We start from the raw sequence: 24,078 nt of genomic DNA, 5'->3' as shown, positions 1-24,078 counted from the left end.
CGTGTACGTCCACAACCAGCACCGCATGGCATAGGGAACTTCTGGCAGCTTAGTCCTTCAGGGCGCCCGCCAATTGATCAAAGTCAACTACCGGGCTTCAGGGCCGCAGCCGTCCCGTGAAGAGCTGGACGAAGGAATTGCGCATTGGACGCACCAGCTGATGCAAGCGCCCTGACGACTGGGGACCATCGCAATCGAACGTGGCTTGCACGGTTGACTCTACCCTGGTTTTTCGTCCCGTTCTAAATCGGGGTGGGGGCAGGTCAGAAGGGCCGGCCCTTGCGGCCGGCCCCGGGCCGCTTCGGGGTTACGGCGCCCGTTTGCGAGCGCCTCACCGTGCTATTGGACCGTGACGTGCGCCTGGTCGATGACGGTCTTCCATTTGTTGAGCTCGGCGTCGACGAAGCCCGTGACCTGTGTCGGCGAGAGCTTGGCCGGCGTGGCATTGTTGTCGTTGAGCCATTTGATGTTGGCTTCGGTGTTGGCGCTGTCGATGGCGATCTGGTTCATTTTCTGCACGATGGCTGTCGGCATGCCGGCGGGGCCGAAGAGGCCTATCCATGCCTGCGATTCATAGCTCGGATAGCCGGATTCGGCGACGGTGGGAACATCGGGCAAGCTGGGCAGGCGGCTTTTTGACGTGACGGCCAGGGCTTTGACGTCGCCCGAGCGGATGAAGGCGGCTGCCGATGTTGCGTCCAGGAATGCCGCCGGGATCTGCGCGCCTATCAGGTCGGTGACGGCGGGCGCGGCGCCCTTGTAAGGGATATGGCGCAGATTGGCGCCGGTGACCATTTTGTAGAGTTCGCCGGACATGTGCGCCGAACCGCCCACGCTGCTGGAGCCGAAAGCCAGACCGCCAGGCTGTTTGTTGGCGTAGGCCGTGAATTCCTTGGCGTTGGAGATGGGAGATTTGGCGGGAACCAGCAGGACGTTAGGCGCGTAAGCCAGAATGGCCACGTTGGAGAAGCTTTTCTTCGGGTCGTAGGGCAGGTTGGGCTGCAGGCCGGGATAGATCACGTGCTGCGTGGCCGTGACAAGCAGGTTGTAGCCATCCGGTTTCTCGCGCGCGACGAGCGCGGTGCCGATCTGGCCGCTGGCGCCGGGCTTGTTCTGAACCACGATGGTCGTCTTCAGCTCATTGCCCAGGTCCTGAGCGAAGCGGCGCGCAACCAGATCCGTGAAACCGCCAGGCGAAAACGGGACGACGATGGTGATGGGTTTGCCGTCGGGCCAATCGGCGGCTGCCGCGACGCCAGGCGCGAGCAGGGCGCTGCTGCCGCAGATGATGATGGCGGCCAGATGGCGGCCCAAAGTTGTGTGATGCAGTTGCTTGTCAGACACGCTTGTCTCCAGTTTGTTGTAGTTATCAAAACCTCTTTATTCGCCAGCTCCGCTGCTTCTTATTGCGTGTGCGCGCTTCAGGCAGGACCATCGTGAAAACCTCGCCCCTCCCGAGCGAGCTTGACGATGAGATCGGCCGGCTTCCAGTATTGGGAGCCGTGCTCGGCTTCGTACTTGCGCAGCCCCGCCAGGATGGCAGGCAGGCCGATCTGGTCCGCGTAGCACAGCGGGCCGCCCCGATAGGCGGGAAAGCCATAACCTTTGAGCCAGACGACGTCGATGTCGGACGCGCGTTCGACGATGTTCTCTTCCAGGATATAGGCGGCTTCGTTGATCATGGAGTACAGGCAGCGCTCCAGAATTTCCTGGTCCGAGATCTGCCGCGCTTGTCGGCCGGAGGCGGCGCGGTGTGCCGCGACCAGTGCTTCGGCAGCCGGTGACGGGGTGGCCTTGCGGTCACTGTCATAGTCGTAGAAGCCGCCCTGGGTCTTCTGGCCCAGCCGACCCGCAGCGACCATGCGGTCCAGCATGTCGCACTCGCGCTCGCGCGGTGTCAGGTTCGGCAGGCGGCTCTGGCGATTGCGCCAGCCCACGTCCAAACCTGCCAGATCCGCCATGGCGAACGGCCCCATCGGCAGGCCGAAGTCGCGCAGGACACGGTCGATCTGAAAGGGCGAGGCGCCTTCCTGAAGCAGGAAATGGCTTTCGCGCGTGCGCTTGGCCAACATGCGGTTGCCGACGAATCCGTCGCAGGACCGCACCAGCACGGCGACCTTGCCCAGGCGGCGGCCCACGTCCATGACGGTGGCGCACACGTCATCAGATGTGGCGGAGCCGCGCACGTTCTCCAGCAACTGCATGACGTTGGCAGGACTGAAAAAGTGCATCCCGACCACGTCCTGGGGCCGCCGGGTGGCGCTCGCGATATTGTCGATGTCCAGGAAAGAGGTGTTTGAGGCCAGGATGGCGCCGGGTTTGCAGACCCGATCAAGCGTCTTGAAGATCTCGTGTTTGAGCCCGATTTCCTCGAACACCGCCTCAATGACCAGATCTACGTCGGCCAGATCCTCGAAGCGTGTGCTGCCCTGTATGCATGCGAGACGCTGCGCGACGTCGCCTGCGCTGAGCCGGCCGCGCCGCGCGGAGTTGGCGTAGTTTTCTTCGATGCGCGCCATGCCCTGGCTGAGGTGCTCGGCGCCTTTCTCCAGCAGCACCACGGGTATGCCTGCATTGGCGAAACACATCGCAATGCCGCCGCCCATCGTGCCGGCGCCTATCACCGCCGCCCGGTTGACGGACCTGGCCTTGGCCGCCAACGGCAGCTTGTGCAATTGAGGCTCGGCCACGAAGGGATGGTAGGTGACGACTGGCGTGCTGGTGGTGCTGCTCATGATGGTGTCCGCGGTTGTAGCGTTTACAGGGTGGTGCGCGATCCGAGAATCGCCGTGACCTGGCTGGCCAACTGGCCGCCATTGCCGTGGGCCAGGGCCAGATCGACGCCGTCAACCTGTCTGGCGCCTGCGGAGCGGCGGATCTGGTGCACCGCCTCGATGGCCGCGAAAATGCCATACATGCCCGGGTGATTGCAGGACAGGCCGCCGCCGTTGGTGTTGACCGGCAGTGCGCCACCGGGCGCGGTCACGCCTGAGGCCACGAACGCGCCACCTTCGCCCTTGGCGCAGTAACCCAGGTCCTCAAGAAACAGAATCGGGTTGATGGTGAATGCGTCATAGAGCTGCAAGACGTCGATCTCTTGTGGCGCGACGCGCGCCATCTCGAAGGCGCGTTGGCCGGATTGCACGGCCCCGGTAACCGTAAGGTCTTCCATGCTCGAAATCTGGCGATGCGTGGTGGCCTCGCCGACACCCAGAACATAGGCCGGCGTGTTGGCAAATTCCGGCACGCGCTGCGCCGCGACGAGAATCATCGCTCCGCCGCCGTCGGTCACCAGGCAGCAGTCCCGCAGCGTGAGCGGATCGGATATGGGCCGGGAATCCAGAACCTCGGCGATGCTCAGGGGGCCGCGCTCGTGCGCGGCAGGATTGAGCCGCGCCCACTGGCGCGCGGCGACTGCGACGCTGGCCAACTGCTCGCGCGTGGTTCCGTACTGGTGCATGTGGCGCGCGGTAGCCAAGGCGTAGCCACTGATGGGGTTGCGCGGCGAATACATCGCCTCCCATGGCGCGGGTTCGGTCAGGGTGGTGAGCTTGCCGCCCGCCGACAGTTGGTTCGACCCATAGCAAATGCAGGCCACTTTGCACAGCCCGGCTTGCAGGGCAAGCGTGGCCGACAACAGGTGGCCCAGAAATGAGGATCCGCCGATGTTGGTGCCATCCATATAGGTCGGATGAATGCCGAGATACTCCGCCACGGACAGGGCGGGCATGAAATGCGTCAGGGTGGACGTGAACAAGCCGTCGATCTGGTCAACGCCGATGCCGGCATCGGCCGCAGCCACCTGAACGGCGATGCCAAGTTGATCCAACGCCGAGAACCCGGGGCTGTTCCAGCCAGGCGTGGTGCCGATCCCGACAATCGCCGAGGCCCCTCTAGTACTAGTAGCCATCAAATCGTTCCAATAATCATGGGTCGCGCGATAGTCCGCGCGCACAAACACCACACGCGGTCAGTCCGCGCGCACAAACACCACGCGCGGCAAGCCAGAGGGCTGGCGGCGCACTTCTGCACGGACTCGCATGCCGATCGTCACCGCCAGGGGCTCCATATCGACAACGGTGCTCATCAGGCGCGGTCCTTCTTCAAGGTCCACCAGGACGACGCAATAGTCCCCACCCCGTTCGGGGCGTTGGCGCACGACGGTGGTCGAATAGATAGTGCCGTCGCCACTGGCGGCTTCCCAGCGCAAGCGTCCGCCGCCATAAGGGGAGATGGCTCGAGGATAGAAAACGGCGCGGCCGGTTGTTTCGCAGCGCTGAATCATGAACTGCCCTTGTTCGAGCATGCGCTGGAAGTACTGCTCCGGGCCGACTGCCTCGTCGCCCGCTATGTTTGTGCTGTTAGAGGAATTCTGCACATTCGCCTCCCAAGATTCGTTGGCCGCGGCCGGCCGGCAGGCGGACGGGACACACACCCGTTGGGTGCATGGCTTGTCTGCTGGCGATGCCGCGACGCTTGAATGATGTTAGGGGGGCGATCCGTCTCGGGACAATTAACTAATTTTGACGAGGGGCATAGCGATTGAGCATAGCTGGGCCGTGGCTCGTTGCGTGCCGGGTTCGCGCGCGGAGGGGGCACGCAGAGGGTGTACTTAGTCAGTCAGCCAGCCAGCGTGCGCCGACGTGGTCGAACTGTTTGATGTAGGGCTCGAGCAGGCGGATCAGCTCGGCATGCAGCGCATTGACGAGGCGGGGGTTGCGGTTCAGGACGGCGGTGCCGATGATCACGGTGCGTTGCAGCGTGGGGCTGATGATGGGAGCGCCTTCGATGCGCTTTTCGGCCAGCATCGTCATGATGGGCATGGCTGGCAGGATGGTGTAGCCGACGCCGCGTAACACCAGATCCAGAATGACCGTAGTGCTGTCCGACTCGGCAACCAGATTCAGGTTGACGCCGAGGATGGTGCAGGCCCGGTCTATCACGTTGCGCAAGCTGCGCGCTTCCGGAACCACCATGGGCATTCTGGAGACGGCCTCGAGCGTCATTGGGGTGTCTTCGGACAATCCGGATCCCGGCATGCCAAAGACGTATATGGGCTCGGAATAAACGGGCGAGGTCTGCAGGAGTTCGGATTGCAGATAGTCGCCCATGAGGCAGATATCAAGCTTGCCGCCCTCCAGGCCCTCTTGCAGGAAATCCGAGAAGCCGGTGGCGATGCGCACGCGCAGATTGGGATACTGCTGCTGCAGCGCGATGACGAGCGGGCCGGCAAGCGCGGCCGCAAGGCTGGGCAGCATGCCGATGGACACCGTGCCAAGCAGATCCGTTTTTGCGGCGCCGATGTCGGCCCGGGCTTCATTAAGCCCCTTAAGGGAAAGCCGCACCTGATCGACAAACCGGCGGCCTGGCACGGTCAGCACCATCCCGAGCCGGTTGCGCTCGAAAAGCGGCGTGCCCAGTTCGTCTTCCAGTTGTTTCAGTTGTCGGGACAGGGCGGGCTGCACAACGTGCAGCAGTTCCGCCGCCTTGGTGAGGCTGCCGGTTTCCGCGATCGCCAGAACCGTTCTTAACTGCCTGAGTTCCATTTCCGCCTGCTTTTATCGAGACACATGCCGAACGGCTATAGGGGTCAGAGAAAAATGTGAATTGTGCGGCTGTGGCACGACTCCTACCATCCTCACCAAGTTAACGACAACCGCCGGATCAAGCTGGGCTGCGATTGCGCGTATCCGTTTGCATGTTAGTGCTTTTCGGCGCCTGCCCGCGGGCGCGCCTCGTCTGGCAGGAACATGCAAGGGCTACGGGCAGCAGCTTAAGAACTTGAGCATAAGAGTCAGAGCAGAGACATAGGATCACCATGAAGAGAGTGTTGGTTGCCAATCGTGGCGAAATCGCCGTGCGAGTCATGCGCGCCGTGCGCGACCTGGGGTTGGAAAGCGTCGCGGTGTATTCCCAGGACGATTCAAACTCAAGGCATCGAATTCTGGCGGATACCTCGGTTGCGCTGACCGGCTCCGGTCCGGCGGCTTATATCGATATCGACGCCATCGTTGCCGCCGCCACGGCCGAGCATTGCGATGCCATCCATCCGGGGTATGGCTTCTTGAGTGAAAGGGCGGATTTCGCCCTGGCTTGCGATGCGGCGGGAATCACGTTCATCGGCCCGAACGCCGATCACCTGGCTCTGTTCGGAGACAAAGGCCGCGCGTTGCAACTGGCCCGCGAATGCGGCGTGCCCGTCATGCCCGCCACGCCGGGCGGTGCAACACTTGCGGACGTCGAACAGTTCTTCGACGAGCAGGGCGGGGTCGGGATTGTCATCAAGGCGGTTGGCGGAGGCGGCGGACGCGGGATGCGCGTCGTCAAGTCCAAAGCCGATATCGCCGAGCTCTATGCCCGCTGCCGGTCGGAAGCCATGTCGGCCTTTGGCGTGGACGCGCTGTACGCGGAGCGTCTGGTCAATCGCGCGCGTCATATCGAAGTGCAGATCGCCGGCGATGGGGCGTCGGTGGTCGCGCTTGGCGATCGGGATTGCACGCTGCAGCGCCGCTTTCAGAAAGTGGTCGAGATCGCGCCCAGCCCGGTGCTGAGCGCCACGCTGCGCGCCGCCATTCTTGCCGCGGCAAAGAAAATGGCGGCCAGGGTGGAGTACCGCAGCCTGGGAACCTTTGAATTCCTGGTCGAAGAAAACGAGCACGGGGTGCAGACGGACTTTGTATTTATCGAAGCCAACCCCCGGCTACAGGTTGAACATACGATTACCGAGCAGGTCACGGGTGTGGATCTGGTGGCCTTGCAGATCGGTGTTGCGCAGGGAAAGCGCCTGGCCGAACTGGGCGTGGACCCGAGCAACCCGCCGGGGCTGAACGGTTATGCCATTCAGGTCCGCATCAATGCAGAATCGACCGATGCCACGGGCATGGCGCGCCCGGCACACGGCAGGCTGGAGCGTTTCGAGCCGCCCGCCGGCCCCGAAGTGCGCGTCGACACCCATGCCTACGGCGGGTACTCGCCCGCCCCGGCGTTCGATACGCTGCTGGCCAAGCTGATCGTGTTCAGCGGCAGTGACGATTTCGCGGGAGTGGTGCGGCGGTTGCGCCGCTGCCTGGCCGAGTTCCGGATTGCCGGCGTAGCCACGAACATCCATCTTTTGCAGGCGCTTGTGGCTCGGGAGGACTTCCTGTTGCAGCGCAACCATACGCGCTACATCGAGTCCATCCTTGGGGAACTGCTTGCAGCGGCCGAGCAGTACGCGCAAGCGCAGCAGGCCAAGGACAGCCTGATCGGGGATTCGGGGGGGCGCGGCGCGTCGGCGGCCAAGCTGCCGCAGGCAGCGCAGGCCGAGGTGCCGGAAGGGATTTCGGCATCGCGCGCGCCGTTGAGCGGCCGCCTGGTCGAGGTGTCCGTAAGCGCTGGCGATCTTGTGCTCAAGGGCCAACCCATTGCCGTGATCGAAGCGATGAAAATGGAGTACAGCGTCGTCGCCGATTTCAATGGCAGGGTCGTCGAGGTGCCGGCCGCCAGTGGCGGCAATGTGCTCGAAGGCGAGATCCTGGTCTTGCTGGAACAGGAATCGAGCGGTGTCGACACCGAGGTCGTGACAGACGAGATCGATCTGGATGCCGTGCGCCCTGACCTGCAAGCCGTGCTCGACCGCCATGCGTCGCTTTATGATGACGCGCGCCCGCAGGCCGTGGCAAAGCGCCGTTCGCGAGGGCAGCGCACCGCACGGGAGAACGTGGACGATCTGTGCGATGAAGGCTCGTTCGTGGAGTTTGGCGCATTGGTCATTGCCGCGCAGGCTAGCCGCCGCAGCAAGGAAGACCTGATCGCCAACACGCCCGCGGACGGCATTGTCACCGGCATTGGCAACATCAACGGCGACGCATTCGGCTACGACGGGTCGCTGACCGCCGTGATGGCCTATGACGCGACGGTGCTGGCGGGCACGCAGGGCAAACGCAACCACATCAAGACCGACAGGCTGGTGGAACGTGCTCGCCGCGACGAAATGCCGATGGTGTTGTTCGCCGAAGGCGGAGGCGGTCGGCCGGGCGATGTCGATTTTCCGTTCGTATCCGGGCTGTATCAGCCGTCGTTCGCCGCGCTGGCCGAACTCAGTGGCGAAGTGCCTTTGCTGGGCATTGTTTCCGGACGCTGTTTCGCGGGCAACGCCGCCTTTCTGGGGGTCTGCGATGTCATCATCGCGGACAAGAGCGCCAACATCGGCATGGCCGGCCCGGCGATGATCGAAGGCGGAGGGCTGGGCATCTTCCGGCCGGAGGACGTCGGCCCCGCGCCGGTGCAGTTCGCCAACGGCGTCATCGACATCCTGGTCGACAACGAGGCGCAGGCCGTCGTGGCGGCCAAGCACTATCTGTCCATGTTCCAGGGCCGCACCAAGGACTGGGTGGCGCCCGACCCGCGCCACCTTCGTCATGTGGTGCCGGAGAATCGCTTGCGTGTCTACGACAGCCGCAAGGTCATCGAAGGTATTGCAGACGTAGGCAGCGTATTGATGCTGCGCTCGGGGTTCGGACTGGGAATGCACACCGCCCTGGCTCGCGTGGAAGGGCAGCCTGTGGGGATCATCGCCAACAATCCGCATCACCTGGGAGGCGCCATCGATGCCGATGCGGCCGACAAGGCGGCACGCTTCATGAATCTTTGCGATATCCACGGCCTGCCCATCATTTCGTTGATCGATACGCCGGGATTCATGGTCGGGCCAGAGCAAGAGGCCAAGGCGCAAGTCCGGCATGTGTCGCGCATGTTCGTGGTCGCGGCCAAGCTGCGGGTCGCCATCTTGGCAATTGCCTTGCGCAAGGGCTACGGCCTGGGCGCCATGGCCATGGCCGGCGGGGGCTTTCGCTCGGCCAGTTGCGCGGTGTCGTGGCCAACGGGCGAATTCGGCCCCATGGGCCTGGAAGGGTCCATCCGGCTGGGCTTCAAGAAGGAACTCGAGAACGTCCCCGAGGGGCCTGAGCGCCAGGCGCTTTACGACCAGTTGGTGGCTCGCGCTTACGAGCGCGGGCATGCCATCAATGTCGCGTCCACGACGGAGATCGACGCAGTCATCGATCCCGCGCAGACCCGCACGTGGATACGCCAAGGCATCGCGTCGGCACCTTTGCGCGCCGGCCGTGCCCGCCGCGCCTTTGTCGATACCTGGTGATCAAGGTGAAGTCTGTTGGAACAGGTTGCGACTATGCATACATCTGAAAGCCGGCTCGCCTTCTCCGGGTTGCGCGTGCTGGAAATCGGCTGCGGAGCGGCAGTGGCTTATGCCGGGAAGCTCTTTGCGGATTTTGGCGCCGAGGTCATCAAGCTGGAGGACGCCGACGGCGACACGTTGCGCCGCCTGCCGCCCCTTTTGAACGAGGCCAATGGCGAGCCCGCAAGCGCCTTGCATGCCTGGCTTAATACCAACAAGCGCAGCGTGGCCCTTCGCGGAAAGACAGGCGCGGAACCCGCGTGGCTGTCGGGGCTCGCCCGGACATGCGATGTGATTCTTGACGCCCGGGCCCTGGACGAAGGCTTGGAGGTTCTGAAGCGCCCCGCGTACGCTGGCGATGGGAATGACGGCCAGGGCAAGGCGCCTATCGAGGTATGTCTGACCTGGTTCGGCGAGTCCGGGCCCTACAGCGGTTTCGCAGGCACCGAAGCCGTGTGCCGCGCCCTGGCCGGCGCGGTGTATTGCAGTGGCGCGAAGCAGGGCCCGCCCCATCTGCCGCACGACATTCAGACCGCCATTGCCGCCGGTGTCGCGGCATTCTCAAGCGCGACCGCTGCGTTGCTAGGACGATCCGACGGCAGCCGGCGTTATCTGCTGAGCATCCATGAGGTTGCGTTTTCGCTGGTGGAGATGGAAGCCGGCATGGTGCAGGATGGCCGGCATCCCATGGCCCGGCTGGGTGTCAACCGGTTCTGCACAGCGCATCCCGCCGGCATCTACGAGACAAAGCAGGGCTGGATTGGGCTGTTCGCCCATACCGGCCCGCAGTGGGCAGCGCTGTGCGCTGCCATCGGCCACCCGGACCTGGCCGCGGACCCGCGTTTTGCGAGCGGGCCGACCCGTATGGTCCATGCGGACGAAATCGATGCGTTCCTGATTCCCAGCCTGCGCGCCAGGACAGCCGAGGAATGGTTCGATGTGCTGCGCAAGCAGAAATTTCCCGCTGTCATCGTGCCGACCATGGCAGAACTGCTTCAACAAGGCGTGCATCGCGAACGCGGCGCCTTTGTTCCCGTCAAGGCGGGGGCAGCCGAATTCGAGGGGCCGGTCGTTCCGCTGCCTATGGGCGATGCGGGGCCTTTGCCGGGCGGTAAGGCAGCGCTTCTGGATGCTGACGGCCCCCGCTACCGTGAAGCGCAGAGCCTGACGCCGGCCGCCGGCTTGGCCAGGGCCGCGCCGGACGCGCCGCCCTTGCAAAAAATTCGGGTGGTGGATCTGACGATGGGGTGGGCCGGGCCATTGGCGGCAAGGACGCTGGCGGACTTTGGCGCGGAAGTCATCAAGGTGGAAAGCACGGGCTATCCGGACTGGTGGCGGGGCACGCATTACACCGATGAGTTCTATCAGGAAAAGCTATACGAAAAGAACTCGAACTTTGCGCTGATGAACCGCAACAAGTTGGGCATCACGCTTGATCTGACCCGTGCGGAAGGGCGTGCGGTCCTGTTCGATCTGGTGGCCAAGGCCGATATCGTCATCGAGAACTACTCGACCGAGGTGTTGCCCAAACTCGGGCTGGACTATGCCGTGCTGTCCCAGGTCAATCCGCGCTTGGTCATGGTATCCATGCCGGCATTCGGGTCGGGCAATGAGTGGAGCACGATCAGGGCCTACGGCGGCACGCTGGAGCAGGCTAGCGGCCTGCCGCAACACACCGGTTTCCCGCAGGACCCTCCCGCGCTGACCTCCTACGCTTATGGTGATCCGGTGGGTGGCTTCAACGGGGGGGCGGCGGCGTTGCTGGCGCTGTTCGTGCAGCAACGCTCGGGCAAGGGGCGCCACGTCAACCTGTCTCAGGTGGAATGCATGCTGCCCATGACAGCGCCGTTCCTGATTGAGCAGTCCGTGCACGGCATGACCACGCCCCGCAGCGGCAATGCGCATCCTCTCCATGCCCCGCAGGGGATATACCAGTGCGCGGGCGATGACGCCTGGGTGGTGGTGAGCATCACGAGCGATGCGCAATGGCAGGCATTGCTGACGGTCATGCAGGCGGCGGATCTTGCCCTGGACTCTGCTCTGGATAAGGCGGCAGGCCGACGGGCCCGACAGGAAGAGATAGACCGCAGGATCAACGCATGGGCGCGCGCGCGCTCCGCGCAAAGCGCCATGGCCGAATTGCAGCAGGCCGGTATCAGCGCAGGAGAAGTCAAGCCGATCTGGACGGTACTCGATGACCCGCATCTCAGGGCCCGCGAGTTTTTCAAGGCGACTACCCGCCCTTATATCGGCGAGTTTCTGGCAACCACGCCCTGGTTCAGGGAGCCGGGCGCGACGGTCGCGGCGGTGCGTCCGGCGCCTACGCTCGGGCAGCACAACAGCGAAGTGTTTTCGCGCGTGCTGGGCATGAGCGCGGATCAGCAACAGACACTGGAACGAGACGGAATCATAGGAAACACCGCAACCAGGAAGGCGGCCTGACAAGCCGCGCAAGCACGATGCAATACACAAGATCTAACTTTCGTGGAGACAAACAATGACTACATCCCATTCCCGCCGTAACTTCCTCATCACTTCCGCGCACCTTGCCGTGGCTTCGGCATTGGGGTTGGGGGCACCTGCCGCGTTCGCGCAGGACAACGCATGGCCCACTAAAGCCATCAAGATCATCGTGCCGTTCCCGGCCGGTTCGATCACGGACACGATGGCTCGCCTGCTGTCGGATTCGTTGTCCAAGACGCTCAAGCAGCCCGTCATCGTGGAGAACAAGGGCGGCGCCAATGGGTCGATCGGGGCGGCCGAGGTGGCCCGTTCGGCGCCGGATGGCTACACGCTGCTGGCCACCAACAGCAGCAGCATCACGGTCAACCCCTTGATCTACAAGAACTCCCAGTACAAGACCAAGGATTTCGCTCCCATCGCCCTGGTTCTGGACGCGCCGTTCATTCTGAACGTCAACCCCGAATGGGCCAAGAAGCACGCCATCAAGTCGGTCAAGGATCTGGTTGAGTACGCCAGGAAGAATCCGGGCGAGCTCACTTATGGCTCGGGAGGCCAAGGCAACCTGGCCCATCTGGCGTTTGCACAACTGAGCAATGACACCCAGTTCAAGGCAACCCATATCCCCTACAAGTCGGCCTCGCAAGCAAGCATGGCGGTCATGGCGGGCGAGGTGAACACGTCTTTCGATACGCTGGCCAGCGCACCGCAAGTGGCGGCCGGCAAGTTGAAAGCCCTGGCCGTCACGCAGAAGCAACGAATTTCCCAAATGCCGGATATCCCCACGATGGCCGAGGCAGGCTATCCGAACATCGATGTCACTTTCTGGCTGGGCCTGTTCGCCCCGGCAGGCACGCCTGCCCAGATCGTCGACACCTTGTACGAGCAGTCCAAGCGCGCGATGGAGCAACCCGCCGCCAAGACCTCACTCAGTGCGCAGGGTAGCGTCGTCATGAGCAATCCGAAGGAATTGTCCACGCGCATCGGGCATGAGGTCGATCAACTTTCTCTTGTGGTGAAGCGGGAGAATATTGTCATCGATTGAGGCGAGGCCGGGGCGGCGGACGTCGGGGAGGCGTCTTGCCGTGGGCGAAGTATATTCCGCGATCTCACAGGGTGTGAGTAGCCGGGATAGAGTTCGCCTTTCGGCCATGAGCGGTCGGTTGGAAATCGGCCTCACATCGTCTGCGATCTGCCTCATTGTGCTCTGCCTTATGTGCCCTTGGAACCGCTTCATGATGAGTCTCGTTTGAGAGCGCGGCGAAGATCCTTCTTAATCGGACTCAAGTGTTTTGACGAGGTGTACCAGTCGCTCTTTTCTTGGCGCATATCTTGAAGGGCTGTCTGCAGCCTGGTCATCATCTGAGGTTGCTTCATCTGTACCATCAGGCTGACGTGTTGGCTTCGGATTGCCGACGACTCAAAGTCACTATCTGGGCATGCTGGCATAGCCTGAAAGGCGTCTCCAACCAGATCGCCCTGGGCTCTTCCTCCTCTTTGCTCAGCACAGAACCCGGCACCGCCAAAGAAAACATTGAGCCGCAGGCAACGAGGAAGGTACAGACTCCGGTCGTGATCCGAATCGCCCAAGACAGAGATCAGATGCAAGAACCCATATGCACACATTGAGACTTGTTTGCCATTTGGAATTCGGCATAACGCAGCAATCTCTTCATCGTGAAGCCATGCCCAGAGCAGACCCCCACCAATGTAGTCCGAGTGCGTCTCCTGTCCTTTCGACGATGGCATCCCCAGATGTCCAGCAAAGACGTGATTCATCTCATGCCCGTACGCGGCTAGCACTGCGACGATGGCCGACGAGATAAAGTAGTCAGAAGCTTCTCTCGGCGGCCGCCCACCTCGAGTTGGTGTGATCGAAAGTAGCTTGTCGACGAAGGAGATTGGAATCGAGATTCGATATGCCGCACCATTGCCTACCTGAGTCGCCATCGGTAGCGGGCTGTTGCCAGCCGTCAGCGTAGGGAACAGATTATCTTTCAAATGCTCGGGAACGTGAACGAGGGCCGTGCGTGCAGCCAAGCGCATAGCCTTATCAGCCGCCTTGCAGATCGTCTGAAGGACCTCGAACTCGAGATCGCTCTGATGCGCGCCGGCGCCTACTCGGTACTGGTCAAGATTCGACTCGAGTTGGTATTTCGAGGGTTTCAGATTCGAAGTACTCATTGGGCCTCAAACTGCATTTTGCACAGAGGTGACTTCGGGCCTGACACTCCCGATGGAAAATTCGCGTTCGCTAAGCCAGCCATCTTCAGGTTTGCCAGTTTTGAATTTTCGCGAAGAATATAACAGTTCATCCGGGTGCTGTAGACGCATGCCAGGTAGAAAATACTTGCAGCATCGCAGCAGGGATAACCGATGCGGCTTGTCCGTTCGATAGGCGACGGAGGGAACCCATCAAGTTCCACCAGCGTAGGGGGTTCCGCAGCGACAGCGGGAGCGCTCATCGGCGGTAGACGACCCGAAACCAGCCGCTGACGAATGGCAGTTGCTAGCCGAAAGCGGGCACGATGACGGCGCCAGGCTTCGCCGGCCTACATGCGCCAAGAAGCGCGACACCGTTTCGCAATCCACTCAGTGCTACGATTCGGGCTCCTTCTCATCAACCCACCCTCTATGATCGATCTGTTCAAACGCATCAGCGAAGCGAGCAAGAACGCCGAAGAGTTTTCCTACGATTCGAGCGACACATCACTGCGAGGGCATGAAGCCGAACACGAGGTGTGCAATATTTTGGCACCTCGGTTGATAGGGACTGGATGGGAGTTGACCAACGGGGTTCGAGTACCAGACCCGACCGCGCGCCGCCGCCGGGAGCTAGACTTCGTTCTCACCAGCCCTACCGAAGCAATCGTCGTAGAGCTGAAGAACTGGACCGGTGACGTCACGTTGGACGAAAGCGGTGGTGTGATCCAGGTTAACCGCAAGGGTGAACTGGTCAACCACGGCCGCTTGTTTGAAGACCTCGCAGAGCGCGCGGAGATCCTTCGACTCCACCATTTGAGTAAAGCGCGTGCGCCCGTGCGGATGCGGCATCTGGTTGTTTTTTACGACCCATATGGCAATCTCCGCCTCAATGATGAGATCGTCGCCCGCGCGGACGTGCTCCGCTTTGATGAATTGCGCAACGTCATGCCCAACGGGCCTGAGCCATTCCTACTTCGACTCCTTCATGCACTAATGCGTTTCTTCGGGTTCAAGGTTGAGACAGAAAAGCACCCTCTTCCCTCGGTCGACATCGTCGCATTTCGCCAGTCGCTGGCAGAACTGGGTGGTTGGGACGTGATCCGATTACATGGCGGCCTGACCCTTTGCGGAGACATTCTGAGCATTAGCGGCAAGCGGCCAGACCAACTCGAGGACAGCAGTTTCGATCGCGCGACACTGGATAGCGTGGAATTCGACGTAGACCGAAGCATCGTTAGGTCGATCTTCCAGACACCTTCCCCTTTCGCCTCAGCAACGGGTAAAGGGCGAGATGCTTCCATTAAAACCTGGAACGTCCCCACTGCTGCAGAACTAAAATTTCACCGCGCGGGCGATAAAGCTCCGACCGACTATGAAATCCGGAACATGGAGTCGATCCAATTCGGCTACCAAGTCAGGCCGAAGACTGCATATAGATACGAGGATTTCCACGTCGGTATGACCGTAGTTGGTCGCGTCACCTCCATCAATGACAAAGGCCTCTTCATCGACATCGGTTACCGCGAGTCAGCGGGGAGGCCGCGCGCGGCCCGTGCCCGCTTGCCTAAGCCGGGTACCCTTGCTCTTGGTCAGCGCGTTCTTGCACGCATCACTCGTCTGCTCGACGACAGAAAGCTCGTTTCGATTGAAATCCTGGAGCCACGACTGGCTTGAATATGCTGATGGTTAGGCGGAGCCCACCCTGAAAACCAGAAATAAAGTCGGTCACAAGTCGAACGCACTTTATCGTCGCCGATTGAGTGGCTAAGTTAATTCCATTGTCGTTAGAGTGTGGAGCGTCGCTCCGAGTCCCAATTTTGGCGCAGCAGATTAGCTCGGTGCGCACCGTGCACTGTCCCGCCGGTTTTAGGGACTGGGCGCTGAGTGAACGAGGGGCTAGCGGTCGTCGACGACTGGCCGCTTTCGACCGAGGCTGTGTGAAAACTCTTTGACGCCGCTACGGTGATGTAGATAGAGTTTGGTATCTCGATCCCGGGAGTCGACATGCCCCGCTTCATCGAAGGTCAGGACCGGCATCAGGTAGCGTTGATCCCGGAATGCCTGGATGACTTCATCGCCGACGACAACCCGGTGCGCATAATCGACGCATTCGTCGAAGAGCTCAACCTGGCAGTGCTCGGATTTGAGAAGTCGGCGCCAGCAGCTACCGGCCGCCCGTCGTACCACCCGGCCGTGCTGCTGAAGATCTACATCTACGGCTACTTAAATCGGGTCCAGTCCAGTCGTCGACTCGAGCGAGAGTGCCAACGCAATGTCGAACTGATGTGGTTGGTCGGCCGTCTGGCGCCAGACTTCAAGACCATCGCGGATTTTCGCCGTGACAATGGCTCGGGCATTCGCAACGTTTGCCGGCGGTTTCTTGCCGTATGCCGAGATCTCAAGCTATTCAGCCAAGCCCTGGTTGCCGTTGATGGAAGCAAGTTCAAGGCAGTCAACACGCGCGACAAGAACTTCACGGCTGCCAAGATTGATAAACGTCAGCACCAGATTGAGGAGAGCATCCATCGCTATCTGGCGGCGCTCGACACTGCGGACCGAACGCAACCTGTCGAGATCGAGGCCCGCACCGATCGGCTCAACGACAAGATCGAACGTCTGCGCAAGCAAATGCGCGCGCTGGATGGCGTCAAGGAAAGGCTCAAAGATAGTCCAGACGGTCAGTTGTCGGTGACTGACCCGGATGCCCGCTCGATGGCTACCAGTGGCCGGGGCTCGGGGATGGTCGGCTACAACGTGCAGATGGTTGTCGAAGCCAAGCACCATCTGATCGTCGCGCACGAAGTGACGAACCGAGGACACGACAGGGACTCATTGGCATCGATGACACAAGCCGCGCGGGAGGCGATGGGCAAGAAGCGACTGCGCGCGATTGCCGATCGCGGCTACTACAGCGCGCCTCAGATCAAGGCATGTGCAGAGACAGGTATTGATGCGATCTTGCCCAAGCCGACCACTTCCAATGCCAAGGCAGAAGGCCGCTTCGACCGTTCGGACTTCATGTACATCGCGAAGGACGACGAGTATCAGTGCCCTGCGGGCCAGCGCGCCATCCACCGGTTTACGCGAGAGGAGAATGGTCTTCAATTGCGGCGCTACTGGAGTAGTGCCTGCCCACAATGCGCTATGAAGGAGCGATGCACTCCTAGCGCGTATCGGCGCATCAGTCGATGGGAACATGAGGCCGTGCTTGAGGCGGCGCAGCGCCGTCTCGACCGAATGCCAGAAGCGATGAAGGTGCGGCGGCGCACAGTGGAACATGTGTTCGGCACGTTCAAGCATTGGATGGGCTATACACACTTCCTAACTCGTCGCTTGGGCAATGTGGGCACGGAAATGAGCTTGAATGTACTGGCCTATAACCTCAAGCGGGTGATGCGCATCCTAGGCTTCCAGCAAACGATGAAAGCGATACTGTCGATGGGGGGCTGAGCCCTTCATGTGACCAATGACGCACTTCATATCGTATCCGCGCCGCTCAAACGGCCTTCAGGGAGTCTCGCGTCGAAAAATCGAAGTGAAGACCGCTCAAGTTGATGCGGTCCAGGTGAATTCGCTGTGGTCGTTAGGGCGAGATGAGTTTCCACACAGCCTCGACCCTCAGCAGTTATTCGATTAGAGGCTCATCGAAAGGAAGAGACGCTTCCCTTGGCTCGTCGCTTCCCGAGCAAACTTAGTCAAAGCTTCAACAACCGGCTCGATGGCCGGACCATCGGCGCCCATGTGCACCATTTCGTCGTGTTGGGCCCAGACAGCCGATATGCCTGGAATGGCTTCTGACTGCGCGGTTGAAAGCCTGCGCACAAAGTCCTCTGGGAACTCAAAGACCCATCGCTCTTGCGTGTGCGCACGAGGGTGCTTTTCGCCTTCAAATTCTGTCGCGGTCGTTCCGCCGAGCGCGGACCATAGTCCGGCCAGCACCATGTTGTCCAAAGCTTTGAACTTCAAGATTGGCCAGTTGGCCGACTCGCCAGAGAGAATCGCGGGGATGTCTTCAGTCGAGGCAACCAGGATATCTGTAAGCATGTTCGGTGAACCCTAATTTGTCCGGATGGTAGTGCCATCGCATTCGACCCGGAGTGCGATGTGCGCGCACGCTGACTGTGCCTGAATGGCGTCTACGTTTAGAGGGCAAGATAGCATCCGGCAAGCGACGGGCGCTATTCGCGCGACACGAGGGGGGGCGGATGCCCCCCCAATGAATGGTGTTGCCCACCAAAGCCAAAAGGCGAGCTTCAGCGCAAAAGGCGAACTTGATTCCCGCCCCTCAGGGTATCCCCCAATCACATTTTCCTTGCGGAAACTCAATCCCCTATAGGACACTTTGTGTCATTAGAGCCGACACGGCGCAATCAAGGGGAATGGCATGAAAGTTTTTCGCATGGTGGCAGCGCTGACCATAGCGCTGGGTTTGACGGGCGGCGCGCAGGCCGCGTATCCGGAACGCACCATCCGGCTGATCGTGCCGTTTGGCGCGGGTGGCATTACCGATATCGTCGCGCGGCAGGTGGGCAAGGGCATGGGCGATGCCTTGGGCCAAACGTTTGTCATCGAAAACCGACCCGGCGCGGGTGGTGTAATCGCTGCTCAGGTAGCAGCCACGGCGGCGCCTGACGGCTATACGATCTTCATGGGAACGGTGGGCACGCAGGTGGTGAACCCGTTGATCTACAGCAAGCTCAGCTACGACGCGAATGCGTTCGCGCCGGTGGGCCTGGTGTCTGGCTCGCCGTTTGTGCTGGCGGTGCGGGCGGGGGTGCCCGCCTCCACGTTCGACGCTTTCGTGACCTACGCAAAGGCCAATCCCGGACGCTTGAACTTCGGGTCGGCGGGCAACGCCAGTTCGCCGCATCTGGGCCTGGAGCTGCTGAAGCTGACAGCCGGCGTGGACATTGTGCATGTGCCGTTCAAGAGCGGTAGCGAAGCGGTCAACGCCGCGGTGGGCGAGCAGGTGGATGTGGTGATGGACGCCAGTTCGGTCATCATGCCGCATGTGGCCTCGGGCAAGCTGCATGCCCTGGCGGTGGCGTCGGGCGAGCGTTTAGCGGCGGCGCCGGCTGTGCCCTCCAGCGCTGAAGTGGGCGACGCGGCCTTGCAGATCAGTTCCTGGAATGCGTTTTATGCCCCGGCGGGTACGCCGCCCGACGTATTAGCCGCCTTGAACGCCGCCTTGCAAAAGACGCTGGCGTCCCCGCAACTGAAAGACCGTTTGGCGTCCCAGGGCACGCAGTTGTATACCGGGTCGGCTGACGAATACCAACGCTTCATCACGGCCGAGAAGTCAAAATGGGCCGACATTGTGAAGCGCGCCGATATCAAGATGGATTGATGGCATGCATCCCGGGCTGCAATCCGGGATGCCATTGCGTAGGCAATTCAGCAAGAAATTCAGGACTTACGCCGTGGTTGAACACGGCATCACGGAGACATGATGAACGATACGATGCACCTGGGAAAAGACGAACTGATCGCGCGGGCGCAAGCCGAGATGCAGCGCCAGTTCGACACCCCGCAATGGAGCCTGCGTGAACGGCTGGCGCTGACGTGCCGCATTCTGTTCGATGGCGGGCACGACTCGGGCCTGGCCGGGCAGATCACCGCGCGCACGCAGGAGCCGGGCCGCTATTACACGCAACGCCTGGGCCTGGGCTTTGACGAGATCACGGCCAGCAATCTGTTGGTGGTGGACGAGGACCTGCGCGTGCAAGAGGGCGGCGGCATGCCCAACCCGGCCAACCGTTTTCATTCGTGGATTTACCGCGCGCGGCCCGATGTGAATTGCATCATCCATACGCACCCGTTGCACGTGGCGTCGTTGTCGATGCTGGAGGTGCCGCTGGAGGTGTCGCACATGGACAACTGCACGCTGTACGACGATGTGGCGTTCTTGAAGGACTGGCCGGGCGTGCCGGTGGGCAATGAAGAGGGCGAGATCATCTCGGCCGCGTTGGGCGACAAGCGCGCCATTCTGCTGTCGCATCACGGCATGCTGATTGCGGCGGGCTCGGTGGAAGAGGCTTGCGTGCTGGCCTTGCAGTTTGAACGTGCGGCGCGCATGCAGCTGTTGGCTATGTCGGCTGGCAAGATCCAACCCATTCCGCCCGAGCTGGGCCGCGAGGCGCACGACTGGATCTTGACGCCGAAACGGTCGCAGGTCGGGTTTTCTTACTACGCGCGCCGCGCGTTGCGTTCGCATCCGGACGTGCTGGCGTAAGCCACAGGGGCAGGGGGGGAGAAGGCCGATCAGGCGTAGGACGTCCAGGTGAAGCGCGGGAAGGCAAGCACCGTGCAGGCCCAGAGCGCTCGACGGCGGCGCCGCTTTCGGGCATGCTTACCGGCTGGATTTTTGCCCTCCCGCCCATGATCGATCTGCCCCACCGCCTACGCACCCTGCGCCGTCAGCAAGCTTTGTCCCTGGAACAGCTTGCGCAGCGCACCGGGCTGACCAAAAGCTATTTGTCCAAACTTGAGCGTGGCTTGAGCGAACCGTCGATTTCGACGGTGCTGCGCCTGGCCGAAGCCTATGGCGTGGGCGTGTCGCAACTGGTGGGCGCGGATGATGCCGCGCAGGACGAAGTGGTCAGCGTGGTGCGCGTGGCCGATCGCGAGGCCCTGCAACGCGGGGGGCTGGGCTCTCAATACCATTACGAGTCGCTGGCCGGACGTCGCAAGGTCAAGGCGATGGAGCCCTTCGTGGTGCATCCGCCGCGCGAGTTTCCCGACGCCACGGCGGTGTTTCCGCACCCGGGCGAAGAATTCCTGCTGGTGCTCAAGGGCGCCATCGAGGTCCATGTGGGCGAACGCCAGTTGCGCCTGGAGACCGGCGATTCCCTCTACTTTGATTCCGAACTGCCGCACCGCATGCGCACGGTCAGCCGCGCCATGGCTGAAGTGCTGGTGGTGGCGGCGCATTGAACCCAAGGCAAGCCATGACACACGCCCCCTCGCGGCTAGTCCGCATTGATGCCGGCCCGATGAAGAACCCGGTGCCGGGCAAGCCTCGCCGCCCGATCTCGGGCGACACGGCCTTTCTGTCGGAGACCTTCTTCGAGGGCAACGCCGGCAAGGCCGAAGCCGGCGTCTGGGAAAGCACCGCAGGCGTGTTCCAGGCCAACACCACCGGCTACATCGAATTCGGCACCATCATCGAAGGCGCGGCCCGGCTGGTGGACCCCGACGGCACGGTGCATGAACTGACGGTGGGCCAGGCTTTTGTCATGCCCGAAGGCTATACGGGCCGCTGGGAAGTGGACCAGTTCGTGAAGAAGATTTACTTCATCAGCCGCACGGCGTGAAGGTAAGCCGCGATGGCGGCTATCGCGGCGGCCGTTGCGGGTACGCTGACGTGCCGAACGTATTGCCCATGCGGTTGCCGATGGTGGCCGGCGTGGGCAGGCCCATCTGATTGGGCGGGCGCTGCGTGATGGCCTCGGATTCCAACTGCGGCGCGGGCCTGGGCGTGGTGGCCGGCGCCATCTTCTGGTTCAGGCAGTCGTAGGACAAGGCCCGATAACCATTGACCTCGGTGTCGATGCAGGCACCGTCGGCGGCGCTTGCTGGCTTGGCGGACGGCTTGGCGGCGGGCGCGACTTGGGTGTCGTTGGCCGACACGGGCGCATGCATCAGCATGGCGGCCAACAACAATAAAAGCAGCCGGCCAAGGGCCCGGGGTACCGTGCGCATGCGCGCTCCTTGAAGACGCCCGGCCAGATACGGCCGGAGCAATCCAGGAAGTATAGGGACGGCAACAGGCGCTCAGGTGACCGTTGCGTGGCGACGGCGCGGCTCGCGCGCATGTTGTGTCACGAATGCGTCATTCAGCGGCTCTAGCATGGCGGCTTTTGTCAGGGCGGACATTCCGGTGTCCTCTGTTGCGGCCATGTCAGGCACCTTCCCTTTGCGGTCACGTTTATGAGCGGCGCCTTCAAGGGGCGCGGCGGAGTGCTGCGCGCCTGTCTGGCCTGTGGCCTGTTGGCGCTGGCGCAGGCAGGCCAGGCGGCGCCGTCCGCCCCATCCATTCGATTCGAGATCGCGGCGCAGCCGCTTGCTCAGGCGCTCGTTGAATACAGCCTGGCCAGCGGCCTGACGGTGTTGGTGGACAGCACGTTGACGGCCGGCAGGCAGGCCCCGGCGGTGGTGGGCGTCTACACACCCAGCGAGGCGTTGCGCAAGCTGCTGGCAGGTTCCCCCTTGTCCATCCGCTATGCCAGCGCGCAGTCGTTCACGTTGGTTTCCAAGGACGATGACGCAGCGTCCGCCTATGGCAGGCGCTTGCGCGACACGCCCTACGCCGCCGTGGTGCAAACCGCGTTGAAACGCGCCTTGTGCAAGGCGGCCGGCACGCAGCCGGGCAGTTATCGCGCGCTGGTGCAATTGTGGTTCGACAAGGCCTGGCGCGTCAGCCGCGTCGGGTGGGTGGCAAGCACCGGCCAGGCCAGTCTGGATGGTCGCCTGGAAGCGGCGTTGCGCGGCGTGGTGATCGGCCCCATGCCGGCGGGCACGCCGCAACCGCTGACGGTGTTGTTGCAGCCGCGCAGCGCGGCGGAATGCGACAAAGAGCAGGGGGGCGGCAGTGCGGGATAACAAGCCGGAAAACTCGTTGCGAGCCTTGTTTCTGGAGCGCTACAACGACTTTCGCAGTCAGCTCAAGCGTCGCTTGGGTTCGGATGACCTTGCGCATGACGCGATGCAGGAAGCGTTCTTGAAGGTCAATGACCTGCCAGCCAGTTCGTCGATTCAGCAGCCCGCGGCCTATCTGTTTCGGGTGGCGTTGAACATCGCGGAAGATCAGCGGCGGCGCGACTCCCGGCTGCTGACCGGGGTTGAGATCAGCGAACTGATCCACCTGGCGGACGAGGCCGCGGACCCGGCGCGCATTGCGCAAGGCCGCGACCAGATCGACGCCTTCCAGCGCGCGTTGCGCCAATTGCCCGAGCGCACGCAGCAGATGGTGCTGGCCGCGCGCGTACACGATCTGCCGCATGCCGAGATCGCACGACGCTACGGCGTGTCGGAACGCATCGTATCCAAAGAACTCAAGCGCGCGCTGGAACATTGCGCGCGCGAACTGCTCGTGGCGGGGAGTGGAAAGGGTGGGTCGGCCCCGGCCTCCCGTGCCGCGTGCCGGGACGAAGAACCATGGCGCTGACGATGAGCATGCCCGGAAGAAACCAGAACAAAGATGACGCCGCCACCCGCGAGGCGCGGGACTGGCTGTTGGCGCTGACCTCTGGCCGCGCCACCGAGCACGACGCACAAGCGTTTCGCGATTGGCTACGCGCCGACTCCCGGCACCAAGCGGCCTTCGCTGATCAGAAGCAGTTGTGGGAAGGCCTGGGGCCGGCCATCCAGGACGTGGCTGCGCAGGGTGCGCGCGGCCGTGCGCGCAAAGCGGCTTTCACGGGCCGTCGTGCATTTCTGGGTGGCGCGCTGGCTGCGTCGGCGGCCTATCTGGCATTCAAGCCGCCGTTGGGCCTGTGGCCCGGCGTGGATACCTTGGGGGCGGACTACCGCACGGCGGCGGGCGAGCAACGCCGGGTGTCGCTGGGCAATGCGCTGGACGTGGACATGAACACGCTGACGCGCATCAACGTTGATCAAGACGCCAGTGGCCCGGTCATTGAATTGGCCGATGGCGAAGCGGAAATCCGCAGCGGCGCGACGGCTGCGGTGGTGGTGGCCGGCAAGGGTCGCATCACCGCGCGGGACGCCACCTTCAACCTGCGTTACATCGGCGGGCAGGCGCGGCTTTGCTGCCTGTCCGGGTCGCTGCGTCTGGTGCACGCGCAAGGCGTGTTCGACGTGGTGGCCAACCGTGAGCTGCGCTATGACGATACGCGCGTGATGCCGCCCGTGCAGGTCGATCCCGCCGTGGTGACGGCGTGGCGTCAGGGCTGGCTGGTGTTCAACCAGCAGCCGCTGGCGCAGGTGGTCGAAGAATTGAACCGTTACCGGCGCGGCCGCCTGGTGCTGATGAATGAGCAACTGGGCAAGCGTTTGGTGCAAGCCCGCTTTTCATTGGCGCAGGTGGCCGATGCCGAACGCCTGATCCGCGATGCGTATGGCGCGCGTGTGACACACCTTCCCGCCGGCGTCGTCCTGTTGTCATAAGCACGTGGCGACCCGTCGCTCGATGAATTATTTATGACAGGGTTCTGGTCTGCATTTTTCAATCCGTCTGTCTTGTTCTAGGTGACGAACACGCGCGATTGGAACAAGGG

At 62.3% G+C, this 24,078-nt stretch carries 20 protein-coding genes; 12 read left to right on the top strand and 8 right to left on the bottom strand.

Features of this window, described 5'->3' with window-relative positions:
- Positions 1-339: 339 nt before the first annotated feature.
- From CVS48_RS25575 to CVS48_RS25555, 5 genes are all read right to left on the bottom strand, one after another.
- Positions 340-1,344, bottom strand: coding sequence for a Bug family tripartite tricarboxylate transporter substrate binding protein (locus CVS48_RS25575; RefSeq protein ID WP_242001155.1), 1,005 nt, complete (start codon positions 1,342-1,344; stop codon positions 340-342).
- Positions 1,345-1,421: 77 nt separating this feature from the next.
- A complete protein-coding gene (locus CVS48_RS25570; protein WP_100856898.1) occupies positions 1,422-2,735 on the bottom strand; it encodes a 3-hydroxyacyl-CoA dehydrogenase in 1,314 nt (437 codons plus the stop codon).
- A gap of 23 nt (positions 2,736-2,758) precedes the next feature.
- Entirely contained in the window at positions 2,759-3,910 is a 1,152-nt protein-coding gene (locus CVS48_RS25565; RefSeq protein ID WP_100857858.1) for an acetyl-CoA acetyltransferase, read from the bottom strand.
- Between the two features lie 60 nt (positions 3,911-3,970).
- Complete coding sequence (locus tag CVS48_RS25560; protein WP_242001156.1) at positions 3,971-4,378, bottom strand: Zn-ribbon domain-containing OB-fold protein; 408 nt, start codon at positions 4,376-4,378, stop codon at positions 3,971-3,973.
- 238 nt (positions 4,379-4,616) lie between these two features.
- Positions 4,617-5,546: a LysR family transcriptional regulator gene (locus CVS48_RS25555; RefSeq protein ID WP_100856896.1), complete on the bottom strand. Its 930-nt coding sequence runs from the start codon at positions 5,544-5,546 to the stop codon at positions 4,617-4,619.
- A gap of 272 nt (positions 5,547-5,818) precedes the next feature.
- Between CVS48_RS25555 and CVS48_RS25550 the strand changes: the two genes are divergently transcribed.
- Genes CVS48_RS25550 through CVS48_RS25540 form a run of 3 tightly spaced genes read left to right on the top strand, consistent with a single transcriptional unit; the run spans position 5,819 to position 12,680 of the window.
- The gene (locus CVS48_RS25550) at positions 5,819-9,136 is read left to right on the top strand and encodes an acetyl-CoA carboxylase family protein (RefSeq protein ID WP_100856895.1); all 3,318 of its coding nucleotides are present in this window, start codon (positions 5,819-5,821) and stop codon (positions 9,134-9,136) included.
- A 33-nt stretch (positions 9,137-9,169) separates the two neighbouring features.
- Entirely contained in the window at positions 9,170-11,617 is a 2,448-nt protein-coding gene (locus CVS48_RS25545; protein WP_100856894.1) for a CaiB/BaiF CoA-transferase family protein, read from the top strand.
- Between the two features lie 55 nt (positions 11,618-11,672).
- On the top strand, positions 11,673-12,680 hold the full coding sequence (locus CVS48_RS25540; protein WP_100856893.1) for a Bug family tripartite tricarboxylate transporter substrate binding protein: 1,008 nt from the start codon (positions 11,673-11,675) through the stop codon (positions 12,678-12,680).
- A gap of 188 nt (positions 12,681-12,868) precedes the next feature.
- Here CVS48_RS25540 and CVS48_RS25535 read toward each other — a convergent pair whose 3' ends face one another.
- Positions 12,869-13,819, bottom strand: a complete 951-nt coding sequence (locus CVS48_RS25535; RefSeq protein ID WP_100856892.1) for a hypothetical protein — start codon at positions 13,817-13,819, stop codon at positions 12,869-12,871.
- A gap of 450 nt (positions 13,820-14,269) precedes the next feature.
- Between CVS48_RS25535 and CVS48_RS25530 the strand changes: the two genes are divergently transcribed.
- Together CVS48_RS25530 and CVS48_RS25525 are read left to right on the top strand one after the other, a co-directional pair.
- On the top strand, positions 14,270-15,514 hold the full coding sequence (locus CVS48_RS25530) for an NERD domain-containing protein (RefSeq protein ID WP_157814480.1): 1,245 nt from the start codon (positions 14,270-14,272) through the stop codon (positions 15,512-15,514).
- Between the two features lie 330 nt (positions 15,515-15,844).
- The gene (locus CVS48_RS25525) at positions 15,845-17,290 is read left to right on the top strand and encodes an IS1182 family transposase (protein ID WP_100856890.1); all 1,446 of its coding nucleotides are present in this window, start codon (positions 15,845-15,847) and stop codon (positions 17,288-17,290) included.
- Between the two features lie 183 nt (positions 17,291-17,473).
- On the opposite strand, the gene CVS48_RS25520 is transcribed toward CVS48_RS25525, so the two are convergent.
- On the bottom strand, positions 17,474-17,884 hold the full coding sequence (locus CVS48_RS25520) for a hypothetical protein (protein WP_100856889.1): 411 nt from the start codon (positions 17,882-17,884) through the stop codon (positions 17,474-17,476).
- A 340-nt stretch (positions 17,885-18,224) separates the two neighbouring features.
- On the opposite strand from CVS48_RS25520, the gene CVS48_RS25515 reads away from it, so the two are divergent.
- The 4 genes from CVS48_RS25515 to CVS48_RS25500 all read left to right on the top strand — a co-directional run bounded on the left by CVS48_RS25515 (position 18,225) and on the right by CVS48_RS25500 (position 21,153).
- The gene (locus tag CVS48_RS25515; RefSeq protein WP_100856888.1) at positions 18,225-19,187 is read left to right on the top strand and encodes a Bug family tripartite tricarboxylate transporter substrate binding protein; all 963 of its coding nucleotides are present in this window, start codon (positions 18,225-18,227) and stop codon (positions 19,185-19,187) included.
- Between the two features lie 102 nt (positions 19,188-19,289).
- A complete protein-coding gene (locus CVS48_RS25510) occupies positions 19,290-20,072 on the top strand; it encodes an aldolase (protein WP_100856887.1) in 783 nt (260 codons plus the stop codon).
- Between the two features lie 146 nt (positions 20,073-20,218).
- The gene (locus CVS48_RS25505; RefSeq protein WP_100856886.1) at positions 20,219-20,773 is read left to right on the top strand and encodes a helix-turn-helix domain-containing protein; all 555 of its coding nucleotides are present in this window, start codon (positions 20,219-20,221) and stop codon (positions 20,771-20,773) included.
- 14 nt (positions 20,774-20,787) lie between these two features.
- A complete protein-coding gene (locus CVS48_RS25500) occupies positions 20,788-21,153 on the top strand; it encodes a cupin domain-containing protein (RefSeq protein WP_100856885.1) in 366 nt (121 codons plus the stop codon).
- A gap of 19 nt (positions 21,154-21,172) precedes the next feature.
- On the opposite strand, the gene CVS48_RS25495 is transcribed toward CVS48_RS25500, so the two are convergent.
- Complete coding sequence (locus CVS48_RS25495; RefSeq protein ID WP_100856884.1) at positions 21,173-21,541, bottom strand: hypothetical protein; 369 nt, start codon at positions 21,539-21,541, stop codon at positions 21,173-21,175.
- Between the two features lie 228 nt (positions 21,542-21,769).
- Here CVS48_RS25495 and CVS48_RS25490 point away from each other — a divergent pair, with 228 nt between their 5' ends.
- Genes CVS48_RS25490 through CVS48_RS25480 form a run of 3 tightly spaced genes read left to right on the top strand, consistent with a single transcriptional unit; the run spans position 21,770 to position 23,968 of the window.
- The gene (locus CVS48_RS25490) at positions 21,770-22,441 is read left to right on the top strand and encodes an STN domain-containing protein (RefSeq protein ID WP_100856883.1); all 672 of its coding nucleotides are present in this window, start codon (positions 21,770-21,772) and stop codon (positions 22,439-22,441) included.
- 25 nt (positions 22,442-22,466) lie between these two features.
- Positions 22,467-23,006 carry an RNA polymerase sigma factor gene (locus CVS48_RS25485; RefSeq protein WP_419191465.1) on the top strand — a complete coding sequence of 180 codons (540 nt, stop codon included), beginning with the start codon at positions 22,467-22,469 and terminating at the stop codon, positions 23,004-23,006.
- 8 nt (positions 23,007-23,014) lie between these two features.
- The gene (locus CVS48_RS25480; RefSeq protein ID WP_242001157.1) at positions 23,015-23,968 is read left to right on the top strand and encodes a FecR family protein; all 954 of its coding nucleotides are present in this window, start codon (positions 23,015-23,017) and stop codon (positions 23,966-23,968) included.
- Positions 23,969-24,078: the final 110 nt, after the last annotated feature.

It is taken from the genome of Achromobacter spanius (genome assembly GCF_002812705.1).
GTDB lineage: Bacteria > Pseudomonadota > Gammaproteobacteria > Burkholderiales > Burkholderiaceae_B > Achromobacter > Achromobacter spanius.
The sequence above is the reverse complement of the archived record's forward strand: the minus strand, read 5'-3'. Positions and strand labels throughout refer to the sequence as shown.